Raw genomic sequence first — 18,397 nt, forward strand, 5'->3', positions numbered from 1 at the left:
TTAATTGGTTAAAGTGGAATTGGTTTCTTTAGTATCATTATTAAGGATAACCGGTTCTTCTTTAGCCAGTTTATTTTTAGTCGGTAATTTATAATTTAGCGTAAAACCAAATTTTCGGGTATCGCTTTTATTGTAAGCCAACAACGGTGCGTTTGCCGTTCTAAAAGAGCTTCGATTCATATTGAAAATATCATCGCCAAAAAGCGTAATGGTTAAAGCATCTTTCATGAATTTTTTACTAAAAGTAATGTCGACATAATTACTGAAAGGCTTGTCGGCTACAAAATAAAAATAATTTCCACCTGCCGTATTGATGCCAAACTCGGTAATAAATTTTATGTTTTTTGGCAAAATAACTTGCGACATCAAATTGATATTCCAAAATCCTTTAGTGTTGAGATTCGGTATTTGGTGGTATTGATAGCCCGTATAAATATATAAGAAATTGATTTTATCTGGATTGAAATCAAATTTCATCGTTTCTTTTAAACCTTTAGTAAACAGCATATAAGGCAACGGAATGGCAATATTGAAATTGTGAATTTTAATATCTGATAAATTCAAATTTGTATTCTGAACCTGATTCGAATTCAAACTCAATTGTTGTACCACTTGGTTTTGAGCAACGCTCAAATTATAGCCAATGTACGCATAATCAAAAGCACTTATTTTCGCTTCAAAATTATCGAAAATTGTAGGTTGCAAATTAGGATTTCCGACGGTATTCACGTTTGGATTTTGATACGTAGTGTTGTTCGGATTCAATGCAGAGGTTGAAGGTAATGTGATTTTCTTATTGTAATTCATATTGAAGAAAATCTGATTGCTTACATTGTACTGAATAGTCGCATTGGGAAACAATCGAAATTGATCAAACGGAATCAAATTAGCAGTTTCTGTAGTTCCGCTGATATTGTAATTCTCGGCACGCGAGCCTAAAATAAAATCGAAATTGGAATATTTCGCTTGGAATTCTAAATATCCAGCAGTGGTTTTTCGTTCATAATCCAAATTCGTGGTTCCAAAATTTTGAGCTTTAAATTCCAACTGATCGTAAATGGCACCAAAACTCACTTTTCCGTCGTCAAGAATTTTCAAACCTTGAGAATAATCGATTTTACCACTGTAAAAATTCTGATTTGAAACATTCTCCAACGTAGTGCTATTCATTAAAACCGAAAACAAATTAAAATCGTTTTTGTTATTACTATAGTTCAAAACAGCCTCTAGTTTTTTAGTTTTATCGCTAAACTTTTTTTGATACGTTACCGTGGCATCTTGTCGATTAGATATGGTTTTGCTGTGATCTACAGTGGTAAATCCTGTTCCAAACCCATCAATAAATCCATCGCCATTTCCTCGATACGTATCATAATTTAATAAAATTCGATCTTCCTTGACATAAAAAGTGATTCCTGCTTTGACAAATTGATTCCTATTAATTCTATCGGTCTTGGTATTCGATAAAAAAACATTGGTATCCGTTCTAGAAAATTGATTCCATAAGGCATTTTCGCGGTAATTTTGCCCCACATTCAATTGCCAACCAAAATATTTATTTCTAGCATTTAACAAGATACTATTAAAAGTTTTAAAACGTGTTTTGTCGTACGCATTTACCGAGTTACTAGTCGTATACGTTGCGCTTACATATTTTTTGGCGTTTTTATTGGTAATGATATTCAAAATTGCACCTCCGGAAGTGGCAGGAAATTCGGCACCCGGTTGGGTTATTACTTCAATTTTTTCAACTGAATTAGCAGGTAATCCTTCCAGAAAAGCATTCAATTCGTTACTCGAAATATTCAAAGGTCGACCGTCTAAAAAAACATCCAATAGTTTTCCTTGATACATCATTCCGGCCACATCAGACGAAATTAAACCCGGAAGCTGTTTTATAGTCTCCATCAACGTACCAGAATTCAAATTGGGCTGATCGGCAATATTAAAAATAGTTCGGTCGGGTTTTTGCTCAATAGCTTTCTTTTCGGTCTTGATCACCACATTGTCTAACTGAACCGAATCTTTAGTTTTTTCTTGACTTTGCATTATAAAAGTCGAAATTAAAACCAAAAAAAGACTGTAACTCTTCATGAATTGAATATTTTTGTAATACAACGAATGTACTATAAATAGTGTTAAAGTAAGTAATTAAAATAAGCGAATTTTTCTCATTTGTAGTATTTATTCAAATCATTCCGTTTAAAATAATACTGAATAATAAATTAATAAATTTTAATAGGATTTTTGTTGAAGCGATCTCCGATGGAGAAGTTATACTGTATACCAAATTCTAAACCAATTCTAAAATTATGTATATTGGTATCTACCCCTTGATAATAAGGTGTTTTGTCTGGATTCGTTAAATCATATTCATACCTAATATTTGCTGAATATGAAAAATTTGTCGAAAAAAAGTTCTTAAGGCCGACTGAACCAATCAACCCAAATAGATTTTTAGTATGATATATACCATTATAATCTCTAAAAATAATATCATTATTTTCTGGAGATTCAAAAAATATTCTCTCTTCATAATCGGAAGAATAAGTAATTCTTTGAGAATTCGTTAGAAAAACACTTTTAAAATACTTTAAAAGCGACAACTGCACGCCTTGGTTAAACGTTAAAAATAATTTTTCATTTAAAGGATGATAATACTGAATAGTCAACGGTATTTTGTAATATTTAAAATTGGTAGAAAATCGAGTATTATCTTCGCTATTATCATTCACCAAGTATTTCTCGTTTTGGTTGGTACTTTCAAAACCTGTTTTAAAACCCCAACGTTCGTTCCAGTTTTTTTCTATAGTAATGCCGAAACCAAATCCATTAGGAAAATCTTGTTTTTCTCTTTCAAAAAAAGATACAGTATTTAATTTATAAAATAAGAACGGATTTACATTTACGCCAACTTGCCAATTGGTTAACTCTTGTGCTTGTGCAACAACAAAATTCAAAATAAGTAGTAAATATAAGGCGTATTTATTTTTCATGATAATCATAATTTTAAGGCTAATAATAAATTAAAAAAGTACTAAAAAGTAATACAATTGTTTTGCTAAAATAAATAATAAAATTATTCCACAACAAGCGCTATTTTAATTTATGTAAATCTTAACGAAAGAATACTTATCTAATCAAATTTTAAACAAATAAAGCAACTAATTATTTGCAAATTGAGTATTTTTACTAAGTAATAAATGTATTAAATACAATCTCATCTAATGACTATAGATATCGCTACGCCTGCACTATTATTTTCGGCTACTTCCTTAATTCTTTTGGCGTACACCAATCGCTTTTTAACGATTGCACAAATTGTACGAAGTTTAAAAAAATATTACGACGAAGACCACAGTAAGAGTATTTTATTTCAGATTAAAAACCTTAATCTACGACTTTCACTCATCAGATACATGCAATTATTTGGCGTATTGAGTTTGTTTCTTTCTGTATTCGCTATGCTTCTCTTGTTTTTAGATCAAGAAAATTTCGGAATTTACTTATTTGGCTTAAGCCTGCTTTCGCTGCTCATTTCCCTCGGAATATCATTTTGGGAAATAAGTATTTCCGTGTCGGCACTTCGAATGCACTTGAGCGATTTGGCCGATGAAGAAGAAAAAAAGTAAACCATTTTAAACCCTACATAAAAATGATAGTCTAATTTCTAAAACTTATTTGATTATGAAAAAAATAACCACCATGCTATTTGTTGTTCTAGGAATAACGGTAGGATTTAGTCAAGAAGATGATCGACCAGAAAACACTGGAGAAAATTTTAGTTTAGAAGGCGCCTTAGCTCTTTTTAAGAAATCCAATTCATTGGAAGAATTCGAAAAACTCATTAATCAAGAAGATAACAATGTAAACAACCTCGACCTCAACAACGATGGTAAAACCGATTACGTAACCGTGACCGACATTAAAGAAGGCGACACACACGTTTTGGTTTTAAGTACCTATTTATCTGAAAAAGAAAAACAAGATATTGCCACTATCGGAATAGAAAAAACGGGCAACGAGCAAGCCACTTTACAAATAGAAGGTGACACCGATTTGTATGCCGAAAATACCTTTGCAGAACCTTTAGAAACTACAGAAAATGTTTCTGGCGGAAAAGGCGGACCATCTGTTTCAGAAATTGCAATTATGCCAGTACTAGTTAATGTTTGGTTTTGGCCAAGCGTCCGATTTCTTTACGCACCAAGTTATGTAGTTTGGGTTTCACCCTACCGTTGGGCATATTACCCACGTTGGTGGCGACCATGGCGACCATTTGCCTACCGCACATTTTATACACGTTGCGCACCACATAGAGTATACTACCACCGAGTTCCGGCACGAAGAGTTGTAGTGGCACATCGCGTTTATACACCACGAAGAAACCAATCTACGCTAGTGGTTCATAACCGACGCGGAAGCACAACCGTAATTCGAAATAATGGTAGAAAAACAACAACCAAAGTGCGTAGAAGTCCGAGAAATACAACCACAGTACGAACCAACAGCAATAGAGGAACAAAAACCGTTAGAGCCAATCGAAACCAGCGCTCCACATCGGGAAGACGATAAGAAAAAAATTAGCCAATACGTACTTGTATTGGCTTTATTATTTAGGAGCAAATGGCTTGCGCATTGCAACATACCTGATTCCTGCTGTACACTACAATCTTTTTAATTGATTTGGGTATAAACCCTAATTAATCAAAAAGATTTCCATTGCCATCAGGGCTAAATGAGTAAGGCAATTACCAAAAAATACGTTTACTAATCGACAATCCATAACAAAACAGGCTTTTTCGAAACCTTTAATTTGGCATCCAATTGCTTCATAAACTCATTAGAAACCGCTGGACAACCCCAACTCAACGGACTCACTTTTGGATACACTTCTTCATTGCCAACGGCATCCCAAGAATGCAAAACCACTACTCTATCTACTGCATTTTTATTAGAGTTTTCTAAACCATGCAACCAGTATTTCACCTTAATTCCCCAAGAACTATAATCACGCTTTCCAATTTTAAACTTCCCTTTCATGCTGCAATGACTGTCTATCTTATTGCTAAACTTAGCTTTTTCCCACTTGGTATCGTTACTTTCAAACACATCACAACTGCCATGAGTAACCAAGTTTTGAGCACTAATTTTCTTCTGAGTAAAATCATAAACAAAAAAACGATTTTTGCCGGGATGCAAACTCATATCAATTAAAAAGTAATAGTCTTCGTTAAAACCATTATTCTTACAATAAGTAAGCGCTTCGGCATGTTGGACATCATAATTTTTAGTAGAAACTACTTTAGTATCGTTATTACAACATACAAAACTCAACATTAAAAGGAGTAGTCTTATTTTCATTATTTTGGTACATAAATTAGTTTCAATTATAACAACACTTTCGATATTTTATTTTAAACCATTTGTAAAAAAAGAAGTCCTATATAAAAATGGAAAATATGGAAAAGAGCAATTTATGGTCGTTACGATTGGGTTTTTCGAGTAAAGAAGCACCACTTATAGAACAACTTGGCATTCAAGATTTTCTAAAAAAATCATTTGCATCTCAATATGATTCGCAACTTCCAAAATTTTTAGAAGACGATCCCAAAACATTGGCGGAACTTAAAGAAATGCGTCAAACGTTAAAAAATGCTACTTCCGAAGATCAAAAAAAATTAATAACCAAGCGCATTCGCAGCGCAATCGAACTGAAACGTTGGTGGATTTCCAAAATGCAGTCCGAAAATTTTCCCTTACGAGAAAAAATGGTCTGTTTTTGGCACAATCATTTTGTAGCAACGTCGCAAAAAGTACAAGTAAACTATTGGATTTACCAACACAACATGATTTTGCGCGAACATGCCTTCGGAAATTTTAAAGAACTTACCAAAAAAATCTTGAAGTCGAATGCTATGGTTCGATATCTAGATAATGTAGATAATAAAAAAGGCAACCTAAATGAAAATTTAAGTAGAGAATTATTAGAATTATTTACCATCGGTATCGGAAATTATACTGAAAACGACATTAAAAATGGCGCTAAAGCTTTGGCAGGATTACATCTTGGACAAGAAACCGCGATATACAGACGCATTTGGGAAGACAACGACGAGAAAACCTATTTCGGCAAAGTAGGCAATTGGAAAGCCGATGATTTGGTCGATATTATTTTCGAACAAAAAAACATTCCTTACCTCATAACCCGAAAAATATTAAAATGGTTTTTGTATGACCAACCATCAGATGAGATAGTAACGTATTATGGCGATTATTTTAGAAAAGTTGATTTCGAGATTCAACCATTATTAACCAAAATTTTTACCGAAGAATATGCCAAAAACAAACTTGGTAACAAGATCAAAGATCCATTAGTGTATATTTTACAAATGATTCATGAGTTGCAAATCTCTGATTTTAACGAAAATTTAGTAGCGTATTTTTTGAAACAACAAGGGATGGATTTGTACAACCAAGTTAATGTAAAAGGTTGGGATGGTGGCAATTCTTGGTTGACTTCTCAAATATATTTACAGCGTAACAATACCTCAGATTTACTTTGTAATGGTAGAAGTTTGTCACGAAAAGTGGAGGAAAACATGAATAACGAAATGGAAATGCCCAAAAAATTGAAGGATAAATTAGACGTAACTGTCAATTTTGATACTAATGGAACTAATAAGAAAATTATTGCTCAATTATCCGACAGATTACTATTTAATGTAACTGATGCCATGCAAAAAGACATGGAAAACATACTAAAATACGATTTCAATCCCAAAGAACAAAATGCCAATTTTGCAGTCCTTCGATTATTCAATTACATAACCAAACTACCAGAATACCAATTAATATAAAGTTCCAAAATTAAAATTAAACCGTATGAACAGAAGAAACTTTCTATCGCTTACAGGAACATTCACTGGTGGAATGCTAGTGCTTCCCGAATTTTTACATGCTTTTGGATCTAATAAAAATTTGATTTCCAGAGAGCAATGCATGGTATTCGTACAACTCAATGGTGGCAATGACGGACTGAACACGTTCGTACCCTACGAAAATCCACTTTATTATGATTTACGCACAAAAATTGCCTTAAATAAAGACGCTGTAATTGGAAAAAATAAAGGCATGGCGTTTCATCCAGCGTTGAAAAGTTTTGCACAAATACAACAAAACGGTGACTTATCGGTAATTCAAAACGTGGGTTATCCCGAACCGGTACGTTCGCATTTTAGAAGTCAAGAAATTTGGCAAACCGCTACCGATTCTGGCAAATACATCAACGAAGGCTGGTTGGGAAGGTATTTGGATTTGCAATGCAACGACCACCAACCTACAGCAGGAATTAATCTAGACAGTATTGACAATCTTGCTTTAAAAGGAATGGAACCTAACTCAATAACTGTAAAAGATCCGTACCGATTCAAAATCAAAAATGATACCGACGAAACGGTACAATTATCTGATAATCCTCAGTTGGATTTTGTTCGAAAAATTGCAAATTCAGTAACCGAAGGTTCTGATGAAATTCAGAAAGCATTGACACAATCGAAGTCAGAAGTTAGTTATACTGCTACTGGATTATCTAAAAATTTAGAGTGGATTGCAAGATTAATTAAAGGAAACTTAAATTCTAAGGTCTACTATACGTCGCTTGGCGGATTTGATACCCACGATAACCAGTTGTCTATTCACGAACGAAAATTGACTGAATTGAACGATGCAGTTTTTAGTTTCTACACCGATTTAAAACAAGCCAACTTACTTCAAAATGTAACAATTGTAGTTTTTTCTGAATTCGGAAGACGTGTAAAAGACAATGGAAGCGGAACCGACCATGGAACTGCCGCGCCACTATTTATAATTGGTGGAAACACGAAAGGAAAAATTATTGGTTCCAATCCTGATTTGAGTAATTTAGAAAACGGCGACTTAGTACATCAAATAGATTTTAGAAGCGTATACGCCACATTATTACAAGAAAAAATGAATTTTGATTATTCCAAAATTGGAATTAAAAACCAACCACTTAACGGATTATTTTAAAAAAATCCACTATTAATCTTTCTACTTTGCAGTAAAGAAGTACCTTTGTCGGCTTTTTAAAAAATAAAAAATGACAAAGAATACTGTTCTTAAAGGAGTAATTTTAGTAGCACTTGGTGCCACAAGTTATGGTATGTTGGCCACTTTTGTAAAATTAGCTTACGAAGAAGGATTTTCTACTGCCGAAGTTACTTCATCACAATTCATACTTGGTATTATTGGTGTACTAATAATAAACGCTTTTCAAAAATCGCAAAAAAAGGAAACAGTCCTGAAAGCATCAACAAAAAATATTTTTCATTTAATGTTGGCAGGAACTTCACTAGGCATGACCAGTGTATTTTACTATTTATGTGTAAAGTATATCGATGTATCGATTGCGATAGTTCTATTAATGCAAACGGTTTGGATGGGCGTTTTATTGGAATGGATTTTAGATAAAAAAACACCATCAACACAAAAAATACTTTCGGTTGTAATTGTTTTAATTGGAACATTATTTGCAACTAATTTATTAAACAATCAAAACCCTATTGATTGGCGTGGTATTTTTTGGGGATTACTTGCAGCAGCATCATTTACAACAACCATGTTTACAGCTAACAGAATTGCAACAGGAATTTCAACAGCGCAACGCAGTTTATATATGCTTTTGGGTGGCGCAATTATTGTATTTGGATTTGGGCTGTATACTCAAACTACTCCTTATAATTTCGATATCTTCATTAAATGGGGAATTTTCTTAGCTTTATTTGGAACTATAATTCCACCACTTTTAATGAACTCAGGATTTCCTATTACAGGAATCGGTCTGGGAAGTATTGTATCTGCATTAGAATTACCAGTTTCAGTACTAATGGCCTTTTTAATACTAAATGAAACAGTTATTCTGTCGCAATGGATCGGTATTTTTTTAATTTTATTAGCAATTGTGATTATGAATATTGACATCCCACTTTTGTCAAAAAAGAATAAAATAGACTAAATAGTAATCAAAAAAGTAAGTATAAAAGCATTATAAACTGTTAATTATGCATCAATAGTTAGCATTTTAAACTAATAATAGTACTTTTGCAGTAAATTAAAGATTTATAATTACGATTTATTTAATCTAATATTAAGTTTTTAACGTAAGTAAGATGGTACAGTTCTTGTTATCTTTACCAAAAAATAATAAAACTATAATACATAGATAAAACATCCCTACTTTTTTATCTAAACTTAAATAGAAAGTAGTCAAAAGAAGCTGAAAAATGCTTGTTTTGAAACCCAAACATAGTTTGCCAGGACTATGTTTAAATTTATTTTGGTTAATAAATTGGAAACGGTGGCTTAAATGCCGCCGTTTTTTAAATTACGAAAGTATGAATTCATTATTTCCTGTCGAAAAAATAAATTTTGATTTACCCAACGCTGAAATCGAATATTATCCTAACTTTTTTGATTCTGATAAAGCAACAAAACTCTTTAACCAACTGCTTAACGAAATTCCTTGGCAGCAAGACGACATCACTGTTTTTGGAAAAACCCATCCACAGCCACGACTCACAGCTTTATTTGGAAATGAAGGCAAACCATATTCCTACTCCAACATTGTAATGCAACCTCATTCTTGGAATGCAATTCTAACCTTCATCAAAGAAGAAATTGAAACCGTTTGTAACGAACAATTCACCACTGTCTTATTAAATTTATACCGTAACGGACGTGATAGTAACGGTTGGCATGCCGACAATGAAAAAGAGTTAGGAAGAAATCCAACAATAGCATCGGTGAGTTTTGGAGCCGAACGAGTTTTTCATTTGCAAAATAATGCTGACAAAACACTGAAACAAAAAATCAATCTTCAGCACGGAAGTTTGTTGATAATGAAAGGTGAAACCCAACATTTTTGGAAACACCAAATACCCAAAACTACACAACAAATTGGCCCTCGAATCAACTTAACATTTCGAATCATAAAATAAATATTCTTTTTTGCGCACAAAAATGTACAAGTAATTCTTTTTTTTATTAATATTGGTATATAATTTTTACTAAATATTTAAAACAATAATTGTTTTTATAGCAATGAGAAAGAATAAGATTACCGAGTTAAGTTACGAAGAAAGAGAACGCGTAATTACGATGGCATTAGAGGAGCGAAATCCTTTTGAAATTATTAAAAAAGATTTTAATCTTAGCGAACAAGAAGTGCTTGAGATTATGAAAAAAAAACTTACCGCTGATAAGTTTGACATTTGGAAAAAGAAAGCTATGGCAAGTAAGCCGAAACCTAAAGCTCCCAAAATTGACGACTTTGATGAAGACTTAGAAGGAAAATACTATATTAAAAATAAATTTGATTAAAATTTAACTCTTGTTGAACAAGAGTTTTTTTGTTTTATGATGAAATTTGCACAATGAGCAATAAAGTTTTTAACGAAATCGAACTCGACCGAATTATTGAAATGGCATGGGAAGATAGAACTCCTTTTGATGCCATCACCTTTCAATTTGGAATTTCCGAACAAGAAACTATAGAAATCATGCGTCGTGAAATGAAACCCTCGAGTTTCAGAATGTGGCGCGCAAGAGTTCAAGGTCGTGCTACCAAACATGCAAAGTTAAGAGTTAATGGTATAGACCGTTTTAAATGTACCTTACAAAGACAAATAACACACAATAAAATCTCAAAGCGATAATTTTTTATCGCTTTTTTTATGCCTAAAAACGTAACTATTTTTCAATTCACTCGTATAATTATTATAACTTAAAAATTGTGTCTTATGGTAGCTATATCTAAAATTAACGATAAAATTGTCTTTAAAATTAAAGGATTACATCAAATATGGGCATTACAAGATAAGATAATCGTATCCAAAAATGACATCGTAAATGCCTATCAAGATCGTGAAGAGTTGAATAATTGGAAAGGTTTACGAATTGGAACTCACATTCCGTTCTTAATTACCGCTGGAACCTATACTTGGAAAGGAAAAAGGAATTTTTGGGATGTCATGAACAAAAAAAATACAATTATTGTAGAACTTCAAAATCATGTGTATCACAAACTTTACCTCGAAGTTGAAAATCCAGAAGAAGCTTTGAATATAGTATCGAATGCACATTAAATTTTTTATTTGTAGTGTAACAATATCAATATAATGGAGTCTTATGAATAATAAAAAGTAAAAAATGAAAAAAATAATTACCTCTATTGCGGTACTTGCAGTTTTAATAGGATGTAAATCATCAAGTTCAACAACTTCAAAAAACACAACTAGCAACAAAACAGACGAAATTGCCATTACTTTAAATCTTAATACTATTCAAGATGACAAAGTACTGGTGACTGTAAAATCACCTAAAATTACTTCTGATAAAATCGTTTATCAATTACCTAAAATAATCCCAGGAACTTATTCTGAAGACGATTATGGTAAATATGTAGATAATTTCCAAGCATTTGATACTAAGGGAAACTTACTAGTTGTCTCTAAAACAGATGAAAATTCATGGACAATTGACAATGCAAAAAACCTAGATAAAATTACGTACTTGGTAAATGATACATTTGATAGCGAAAAAGGTGGTGGCTTTGGACAAGAAGATATTTTTTCTCCAGCTGGAACAAATATCGCAGAAGGAAAAAATTTCATGATTAACAACCACGGATTTATAGGTTATTTTTCTGATTTAAAAGACATTACCTACAAACTAACTGTTCTACATCCTGAAGGTTTGTTTGGTGCAACTTCATTAACTGATACAGACGCAAGCACAACTACTGATCTTTTTGAAGTACCTCGCTTCAACGATTTAGTAGACAATCCAATCATGTATTCCAAACCAGATTATACTACTTTTAATGTAGATGGAATGGAAATCTTATTTAGCGTATATTCTCCAACAGGAAAGCACTCAGCACAAGCATTGTCGCCAGATTTAGAAAAAATGATGCGTGCACAAAAGAAATTTTTAGGTCCGATAAACAACAATAAAAAATACACAGTTTTATTATACTTATCTGATTTAAAAACAAAAGATGCGAAAGGTTTTGGTGCTTTAGAACACAATACTTCTACAACCGTAGTTTTCCCAGAAATGATGCAGCCTAAAGTATTAGGAAAACAAATTATTGACGTTGTATCACACGAATTTTTTCATATTGTAACACCGTTAAGTGTACATTCCAAGGAAATTCATAACTTCGATTTTAATACACCGAAGATGTCTAAACACTTATGGATGTACGAAGGTGTAACCGAATATTTCGCCAATCTTTTCCAAGTAAATCAAGGGTTAATAGATGAGCAAGCATTTTACAAAAGAATGGCCGACAAAATAAAAACCGCCAATTCTATGAACGACAAAATGTCTTTTACAGTAATGAGTGAAAATGTGTTGAAAAAACCATATAAAGATCAATACTTAAATGTTTATGAAAAAGGTGCGTTAATAGCAATGTGTATTGATATTGAAATCAGAGAAAAAAGCAACGGACAAAGAGGTATTTTAGATTTAATGCAAAAATTATCTCAAGAATTCGGATCCACAAAACCGTTTAATGATGACGAACTGTTTTCTAGAATTACCGAGATAACCTATCCAGAAATAGGAGAATTTCTAAAAAAATATGTAGAAGGAACAGATCCAATTCCATACGATATGTACTTAGAAAAAGTAGGCGTTGTAAAAGGTAAAATAAAAAAAGTAGCCAATCCATTTACAAATGGAAAAGAAATACTAATAAGCGCCAACCCTACTACTAAAGAAATTATTATTAAAAAAGAGGCGCAATTAAATGACTTTTTAAAAACGTTAGGATTACAATCTGAGGACGTAATTCTTGCAATAAATGATAAAAATTATACTTTAGAAACCATCTCAGAAATGATGAACTCAGTTCAAGATTGGAAACAAGATCAAAATGTAATACTAAAAATCAAACGAAATGGTAAAGAACAAACCTTATCAGGAAAGGCAGTTCTAAGATACAATGAAGTTGATGGTTATCTTACACCAGATGAAAACAAAGCTAATTTAAACAAAGCTTGGTTAAAAGGATAAACTTGAATATATCCATTTTTAAATCCTCAATTTATGCCATAAATTGGGGATTTTTTTATTATTTTGCTGCCTTATTCAAATAAATACAAATATGTACAAAAAAATCATAGCATTAGTCGCATTGGCAGTAATTGCCTCATGTAATGAAAAAAAATCAGAGAAGAACTTACAGATTACAGGAAACATTAAAGGATTTAAAAAAGGAACGCTATACATTCAAAAAATTAAAGATACTGCATTTGTTGCTTTAGACACTATTAAAATCGATGGAGATTCGCACTTTACAACCGAATTAGACTTGACGTCACCAGAAATGTTATACCTTTTTATTGATCGTGGAGTAACTAACTCCATTGACAATAATTTGCCTTTTTTTGCTGAACCAGGCAAACTAAATATTGAAACATCACTAGAGTTTTTTACATCAGATTCTAAAATTACAGGCTCCAAAAATCAAGAGCTTTACGATGAGTATAAATATGTAGTTTCTAGATACAACGATCAAGATCTTGACTTAATTAAAAAGAAATTTGAAGCGCTGAAAGCCAAAGATATGGCTGCGGTAGAAAAAATAGAAACCCAACAAAAATCGATTTTAAAAAGAAAATATCTTTACACTACCAATTTTGCAGTGAATCATTCGGATTATGCCGTTTCACCCTATTTAGCAGTAGCTGAAATTTATAACATCAATCTAAAATATCTGGATACTATTGACAAATCTATGACACCTGACGTTTCAAAGTCTATCTATGGTAAACAATTAAAAGAACTAATTTCGGAACGAAAGAAAACTGAAAAATAATATACTAGAGAAATTATAAAACCGTCAAAAAATTAAAATTTGACGGTTTTTTTATTTAAATATCTTACAAAAAAAAACCATCACAATTAAGTGATGGTTTAAAAATGAGCCGGCGGAGGGACTCGAACCCACGACCTGCTGATTACAAATCAGCTGCTCTAGCCAACTGAGCTACGCTGGCGTCTCATTCAGTGGTGCAAATATAATACTGAAATTTAAATTTCCAAAATTTATTTACACTTTTTTATTGTTTTTTTTTCTTACAAAGTATTGATTTTTTCAATCAATTGATTTGCAGCTTGTTCAAGTTCAACATTAATTTGCTTAAAGTGTGATTTCTTGTTTTCAACTTTCTTTGCGTTAACTTTTACGATTAAATTATCGAAGGTAGCAATAGCTTCGTCAATAACTGCATTCGTTTTTTCTGTAGGTTTTCCGGTAGTTGACATTTCATAAATGTAAACCGCTTCGATAATATCACCTAATACAAAATTGATATCCTTTTTTAAATTCTTAACACTTGGCATTTTATTCTATTTTTAAAATTCGATGCAAAATTACGTATAATCTTTAGAATAACGACTATGAAATGTAAATTTCTAAGACAGAAGCATTTCCACTGATACTCAAATTGGTCATTTCTGCAGGAATCAAAACAGTATCACCTACTTTATAATTGTATTCAACATTTTCATAATCCAAAACAAAACTACCTTCTACACACATAAAAACTCTAAAGCTTTCAGAAGTATAATTCAAATGAAGCACACCATTTAATGGAATATAATTAGTTGTAAAATACTGACAATCAACAATATTATTAGATGTATTTTCTTCTCTACTGTATTTTTTATGAGCTGATACTACATCGTAATTCAGTGCTTCTAATGCTAAACCGTTGTGCAATTCTCTTTTATTACCATGAGCATCGACCCTATCAAAATCGTAAACGCGATAAGTAATATCTGATGTTTGCTGAATTTCGGCAACCACTATTCCTGCTCCAATAGCATGAATTGTTCCTGTTTCCAGAAAAAAAACGTCGCCTTTTTCTACTTCTTTAGTATCTAAAATTGAAACTAAAGTTGCATTATGTAAATGCTTCAGATAGTCTTCTTGTGATGATTTTTCTTTAAAACCTACAATCAAATTAGCCTTTTCATCGGCTTGCATCACATACCACATTTCGGTTTTTCCGAAGGAATTATGTCGTTTTTTAGCTAATTCATCATTAGGATGCAGTTGAATAGACAAATCTTCGCGAGCATCTATAAATTTAAAAAGCAAGGGAAACTGTTTACCAAATTCTTTGTAAACGGAACTACCCAAAACAGCTTCTGGAAATTCGTTGACAAGATCATTCAGGGATTTTCCTTTATAAATGCCATTTGAAACAATACTTACATCGTTTTCTACGGTAGATATTTCCCAACTTTCACCAGTAGTAGGAGATGTAATCGGCTTATTTAAGTAAGATTTTAATTTGGTTCCACCCCAAATTCTTTCTTTAAGAATGGGTTGAAATTGAAGTGGATATAAGTTAGCTTTCATGTTTTAATATTTGCAACAAAAATCAGAAAAAAAATAAAACCGACGTAATACTATTTTGCTAAATTATGATGACATTTTTTTTACAGCCTTCAACGCATTGGCTATATGATTAGTAGGCAGCATACTGTCAAAAATAAGTCTAATAATGCCTTGTTTATCGGCTACATAAGTAACTCTTCCTGGAATTAAACCAAACAATCCAGATGGAACACCAAAAAGTTTTCTAAGTTTTTTATCAGAATCTGATAATAATATAAAAGGCAGTTGGTGCTGTTTAGAAAATTTTTCATGTGACGATACGCTATCACTACTCACACCAATTACTTCGGCTCCTAAATCTTTAAAATCTTCATATTGATCTCTAAAACTGCAGGCTTGCGCCGTGCAACCTGCGGTATCATCTTTGGGATAAAAATATAAAACTACTGGCTTTACGCCTAGTACTGAATCACTTTCAAATTGGTTTCCGTTTGTGTCTTTTAAAGTAAACTTAGGTATCTTGTCTCCTACTTTTAGTGCCATTATTCGCCTTTATAAGTTACAAAATTTCGAGGTGTTTCGTACAAAACAACTTCTAAATCAAGTTCGGGTTTAATTTTTTTTCTTAGTTTATTCCAAATTACAACTACAATATTTTCGGCAGTTGGATTTAAATCTTGAAATTCAGGAACATCTAGATTTAAGTTTTTATGATCAAATTCGTTTTCAACATCTTCTTTAATCATATCCGTTAGAAATTTAACATCCAAAACATAGCCAGTTTCTGGATCAATTTCTCCTGTAACACTAACAATTAATTCGTAATTGTGTCCGTGAAAATTGGGATTATTGCATTTTCCAAAAATAGCATCATTTTGTTCCATTGTCCAATCCTTACGATACAATCTATGCGCAGCATTAAAATGTGCTCTTCTTGATAGTGTGACTCTCATATTTTTTTAGGGTTGTTATAATTTGTGATCTTCTAAATAGTGGTAAAACTGATCAAATATAATTTTGAACCATACCGTATAAATATCTGGATTTTCTTGCATATCGGTTCTTACTCCTTCAATACACATCCATTTCCAACTTTCTACTTCGTCTAAATTTATTTGCGGTTCATCGTCGTAATATCCAATCATCACATGATCCAATTCGTGCTCGGTCAATCCGTTATCAAATGGAGCTTTGTATATAAAATGAAACAATTCTTTCAGTTCCGTTTTAAATCCCATTTCTTCAAAAAGACGTCTAGTTCCAGCTTGAATATTAGTTTCGCCTTCACGTTGATGACTGCAACATGTATTAGTCCACAACAACGGCGAATGGTACTTATGATGTGCTCGTTGTTGCAACATTATTTCGTTTTTAGAATTCAAAACAAATACCGAAAAGGCGCGATGTAAAACAGCTTTTTCATGAGCTTCTAGTTTTGGCATCAATCCAATTTGCTCATCGTTTTCATTAACTAAAATTACTTTTTCTTCCTGCATAAATAAATTTTACTTGGTAAAAATACGAAAAAAGTTACAGTTATGAATTGAATTTCTTGTTTGAAAAAACTTTTAACTTATGTTCAACTACTAGAAAATAGTGCAACCGTTAAACTTAACTTAATATAATCCTAATTGTAAACTGTAGGACATTTTAAAACGTAAATGATTAGTAAATTTGTATTATCAAAATTGTAAAAAATGAGAAATTTAAAAGTAGTAATAACACCAATAGCTTTGTCTTTATGTTTTTTCTTTACTGCATGTGCTCAAAATAAAAACAAGAAAAACGAAACTAAATTAGAACAAACCACAACATCTAAAACAACTTTAAACGAAACGACAAAAATGGAAAATCCGTATTATTCAAGAACAAGTAAAGAAAAATTAAATGTCTCTGATGCAGAATGGAAAAAAGTCTTGCCTGCAGATTTATATGCTACTGCACGAGAAGGTGATACTGAGCGCGCCTTTACTGGAAAATTATGGGATTCTGATGCAAAAGGAACGTATTATTGCGCCGCATGCGGGAATTTATTATTCCGTTCCGATCAAAAATTTCAAAGTAGCTGCGGATGGCCTAGTTTTTTTGAACAAGAAAACAAAAACAGTGTGGTTTACAAACTAGACAAATCTTACGGAATGATAAGAACAGAAGCTCTTTGTGGTAGATGTGATGCGCACCTTGGACACCTTTTTGATGATGGTCCAGCACCAACTTTTAAAAGATATTGTATGAATTCGGTTTCGCTAGAATTTGTACCAGACGAGAAAAAATAAATTATGAAAAAGATACTTTTTTTAGCAGTTATTAGTTGTAGCATGGCATTCGGTCAACAAAAAACTATAAATTCAAATCTTGAAACGATTACACTTGGTGGTGGATGCTATTGGTGCGTGGAAGCGGTTTACGAAAATTTAAATGGTGTAACTTCGGTTGTTTCCGGATTTTCTGGAGGAAAAGTAAACAATCCAACTTACGAGGAGGTTTGTACCGGTAAAACAGGTGCAGCAGAAGTTGTTCAAATTACCTACGATAAATCAGTCACCAATTTAGACGAAATTTTTAAAGTCTTTTTTACGGTTCACGACCCTACAACGTTGAACCGTCAAGGTGCTGATGAAGGAACACAATACCGTTCAGTTATTTTCTACAAAAATGTAGCACAACAAAAGGCAGCACAATCTATCATTGCCGAACTTAAGAAAGCTAAAGTGTACGATGATCCAATTGTGACTACTTTAGAGCCGTTTACCAAATTTTATAAAGCAGAAGACTATCATCAAAATTATTATGCCAACAATAAAAACAAACCGTATTGTCAAATGGTAATTCAACCTAAAATTGAAAAATTTGAAAAGGTTTTTAAAGACAAATTGAAAAAGAAAAAATAGTTATTAATTCGAAGAAACCGCTTATGAAAATGAGCGGTTTTTTTATTGAAAAATATTGTCTATGTTT

Annotated in this window: 21 protein-coding genes and 1 tRNA gene; 13 read left to right on the plus strand and 9 right to left on the minus strand. The window is 32.3% G+C overall.

Features of this window, described 5'->3' with window-relative positions; genetic code table 11:
• Positions 1–2,094: an outer membrane beta-barrel protein gene (locus tag ACZ098_RS01550; protein WP_487309970.1), complete on the minus strand. Its 2,094-nt coding sequence runs from the start codon at positions 2,092–2,094 to the stop codon at positions 1–3.
• Positions 2,095–2,225: 131 nt separating this feature from the next.
• Positions 2,226–2,996 carry an outer membrane beta-barrel protein gene (locus ACZ098_RS01555; RefSeq protein WP_487309971.1) on the minus strand — a complete coding sequence of 257 codons (771 nt, stop codon included), beginning with the start codon at positions 2,994–2,996 and terminating at the stop codon, positions 2,226–2,228.
• Positions 2,997–3,227: 231 nt separating this feature from the next.
• Here ACZ098_RS01555 and ACZ098_RS01560 point away from each other — a divergent pair, with 231 nt between their 5' ends.
• Both ACZ098_RS01560 and ACZ098_RS01565 read left to right on the plus strand, forming a co-directional pair.
• Positions 3,228–3,632, plus strand: a complete 405-nt coding sequence (locus ACZ098_RS01560) for a DUF2721 domain-containing protein (protein ID WP_487309972.1) — start codon at positions 3,228–3,230, stop codon at positions 3,630–3,632.
• Between the two features lie 55 nt (positions 3,633–3,687).
• Positions 3,688–4,575, plus strand: coding sequence for a hypothetical protein (locus tag ACZ098_RS01565; RefSeq protein ID WP_487309973.1), 888 nt, complete (start codon positions 3,688–3,690; stop codon positions 4,573–4,575).
• A gap of 195 nt (positions 4,576–4,770) precedes the next feature.
• Here ACZ098_RS01565 and ACZ098_RS01570 read toward each other — a convergent pair whose 3' ends face one another.
• Positions 4,771–5,364, minus strand: a complete 594-nt coding sequence (locus ACZ098_RS01570) for a murein L,D-transpeptidase catalytic domain-containing protein (protein WP_487309974.1) — start codon at positions 5,362–5,364, stop codon at positions 4,771–4,773.
• A 98-nt stretch (positions 5,365–5,462) separates the two neighbouring features.
• Here ACZ098_RS01570 and ACZ098_RS01575 point away from each other — a divergent pair, with 98 nt between their 5' ends.
• From ACZ098_RS01575 to ACZ098_RS01615, 9 genes are all read left to right on the plus strand, one after another.
• Positions 5,463–6,860, plus strand: a complete 1,398-nt coding sequence (locus ACZ098_RS01575; protein WP_487309975.1) for a DUF1800 domain-containing protein — start codon at positions 5,463–5,465, stop codon at positions 6,858–6,860.
• A gap of 25 nt (positions 6,861–6,885) precedes the next feature.
• Positions 6,886–8,052: a DUF1501 domain-containing protein gene (locus tag ACZ098_RS01580; RefSeq protein ID WP_487309976.1), complete on the plus strand. Its 1,167-nt coding sequence runs from the start codon at positions 6,886–6,888 to the stop codon at positions 8,050–8,052.
• 70 nt (positions 8,053–8,122) lie between these two features.
• The gene (locus ACZ098_RS01585) at positions 8,123–9,037 is read left to right on the plus strand and encodes an EamA family transporter (protein ID WP_487309977.1); all 915 of its coding nucleotides are present in this window, start codon (positions 8,123–8,125) and stop codon (positions 9,035–9,037) included.
• 379 nt (positions 9,038–9,416) lie between these two features.
• Positions 9,417–10,019: an alpha-ketoglutarate-dependent dioxygenase AlkB family protein gene (locus tag ACZ098_RS01590; protein WP_487309978.1), complete on the plus strand. Its 603-nt coding sequence runs from the start codon at positions 9,417–9,419 to the stop codon at positions 10,017–10,019.
• 103 nt (positions 10,020–10,122) lie between these two features.
• On the plus strand, positions 10,123–10,401 hold the full coding sequence (locus ACZ098_RS01595; RefSeq protein ID WP_487309979.1) for a DUF2805 domain-containing protein: 279 nt from the start codon (positions 10,123–10,125) through the stop codon (positions 10,399–10,401).
• Between the two features lie 53 nt (positions 10,402–10,454).
• Positions 10,455–10,736 (plus strand): TIGR03643 family protein, encoded by a 282-nt coding sequence (locus ACZ098_RS01600; protein ID WP_487309980.1) that lies wholly within the window; start codon positions 10,455–10,457, stop codon positions 10,734–10,736.
• Between the two features lie 84 nt (positions 10,737–10,820).
• Positions 10,821–11,165, plus strand: a complete 345-nt coding sequence (locus ACZ098_RS01605; protein WP_487309981.1) for a hypothetical protein — start codon at positions 10,821–10,823, stop codon at positions 11,163–11,165.
• A gap of 64 nt (positions 11,166–11,229) precedes the next feature.
• Complete coding sequence (locus tag ACZ098_RS01610; protein ID WP_487309982.1) at positions 11,230–13,104, plus strand: M61 family metallopeptidase; 1,875 nt, start codon at positions 11,230–11,232, stop codon at positions 13,102–13,104.
• A gap of 91 nt (positions 13,105–13,195) precedes the next feature.
• The gene (locus ACZ098_RS01615) at positions 13,196–13,909 is read left to right on the plus strand and encodes a DUF4369 domain-containing protein (RefSeq protein WP_487309983.1); all 714 of its coding nucleotides are present in this window, start codon (positions 13,196–13,198) and stop codon (positions 13,907–13,909) included.
• A 107-nt stretch (positions 13,910–14,016) separates the two neighbouring features.
• Here ACZ098_RS01615 and ACZ098_RS01620 read toward each other — a convergent pair.
• From ACZ098_RS01620 to idi, 6 genes are all read right to left on the minus strand, one after another.
• Positions 14,017–14,090: transfer RNA gene (locus ACZ098_RS01620), tRNA-Thr, on the minus strand.
• Between the two features lie 79 nt (positions 14,091–14,169).
• Positions 14,170–14,436, minus strand: coding sequence for a hypothetical protein (locus ACZ098_RS01625; RefSeq protein ID WP_487309984.1), 267 nt, complete (start codon positions 14,434–14,436; stop codon positions 14,170–14,172).
• Between the two features lie 55 nt (positions 14,437–14,491).
• The gene (locus ACZ098_RS01630; RefSeq protein ID WP_487309985.1) at positions 14,492–15,460 is read right to left on the minus strand and encodes a type I phosphomannose isomerase catalytic subunit; all 969 of its coding nucleotides are present in this window, start codon (positions 15,458–15,460) and stop codon (positions 14,492–14,494) included.
• Between the two features lie 63 nt (positions 15,461–15,523).
• Positions 15,524–15,982, minus strand: a complete 459-nt coding sequence (locus tag ACZ098_RS01635; protein ID WP_487309986.1) for a peroxiredoxin — start codon at positions 15,980–15,982, stop codon at positions 15,524–15,526.
• Positions 15,982–16,392 carry a 6-pyruvoyl trahydropterin synthase family protein gene (locus ACZ098_RS01640; protein ID WP_487309987.1) on the minus strand — a complete coding sequence of 137 codons (411 nt, stop codon included), beginning with the start codon at positions 16,390–16,392 and terminating at the stop codon, positions 15,982–15,984. The genes ACZ098_RS01635 and ACZ098_RS01640 overlap by 1 nt, the downstream gene beginning before the upstream one ends.
• A 15-nt stretch (positions 16,393–16,407) precedes the next feature.
• Positions 16,408–16,935, minus strand: a complete 528-nt coding sequence (idi, locus tag ACZ098_RS01645) for an isopentenyl-diphosphate Delta-isomerase (protein ID WP_487309988.1) — start codon at positions 16,933–16,935, stop codon at positions 16,408–16,410.
• A gap of 348 nt (positions 16,936–17,283) precedes the next feature.
• On the opposite strand from idi, the gene msrB reads away from it, so the two are divergent.
• Both msrB and msrA read left to right on the plus strand, forming a co-directional pair.
• Positions 17,284–17,715: a peptide-methionine (R)-S-oxide reductase MsrB gene (gene msrB / locus ACZ098_RS01650; RefSeq protein WP_487310525.1), complete on the plus strand. Its 432-nt coding sequence runs from the start codon at positions 17,284–17,286 to the stop codon at positions 17,713–17,715.
• 3 nt (positions 17,716–17,718) lie between these two features.
• Positions 17,719–18,330 (plus strand): peptide-methionine (S)-S-oxide reductase MsrA, encoded by a 612-nt coding sequence (gene msrA / locus ACZ098_RS01655; protein ID WP_487309989.1) that lies wholly within the window; start codon positions 17,719–17,721, stop codon positions 18,328–18,330.
• Positions 18,331–18,397 lie beyond the last annotated feature (67 nt).

The sequence above is a fragment of the Flavobacterium sp. SP2 genome (genome assembly GCF_057626655.1).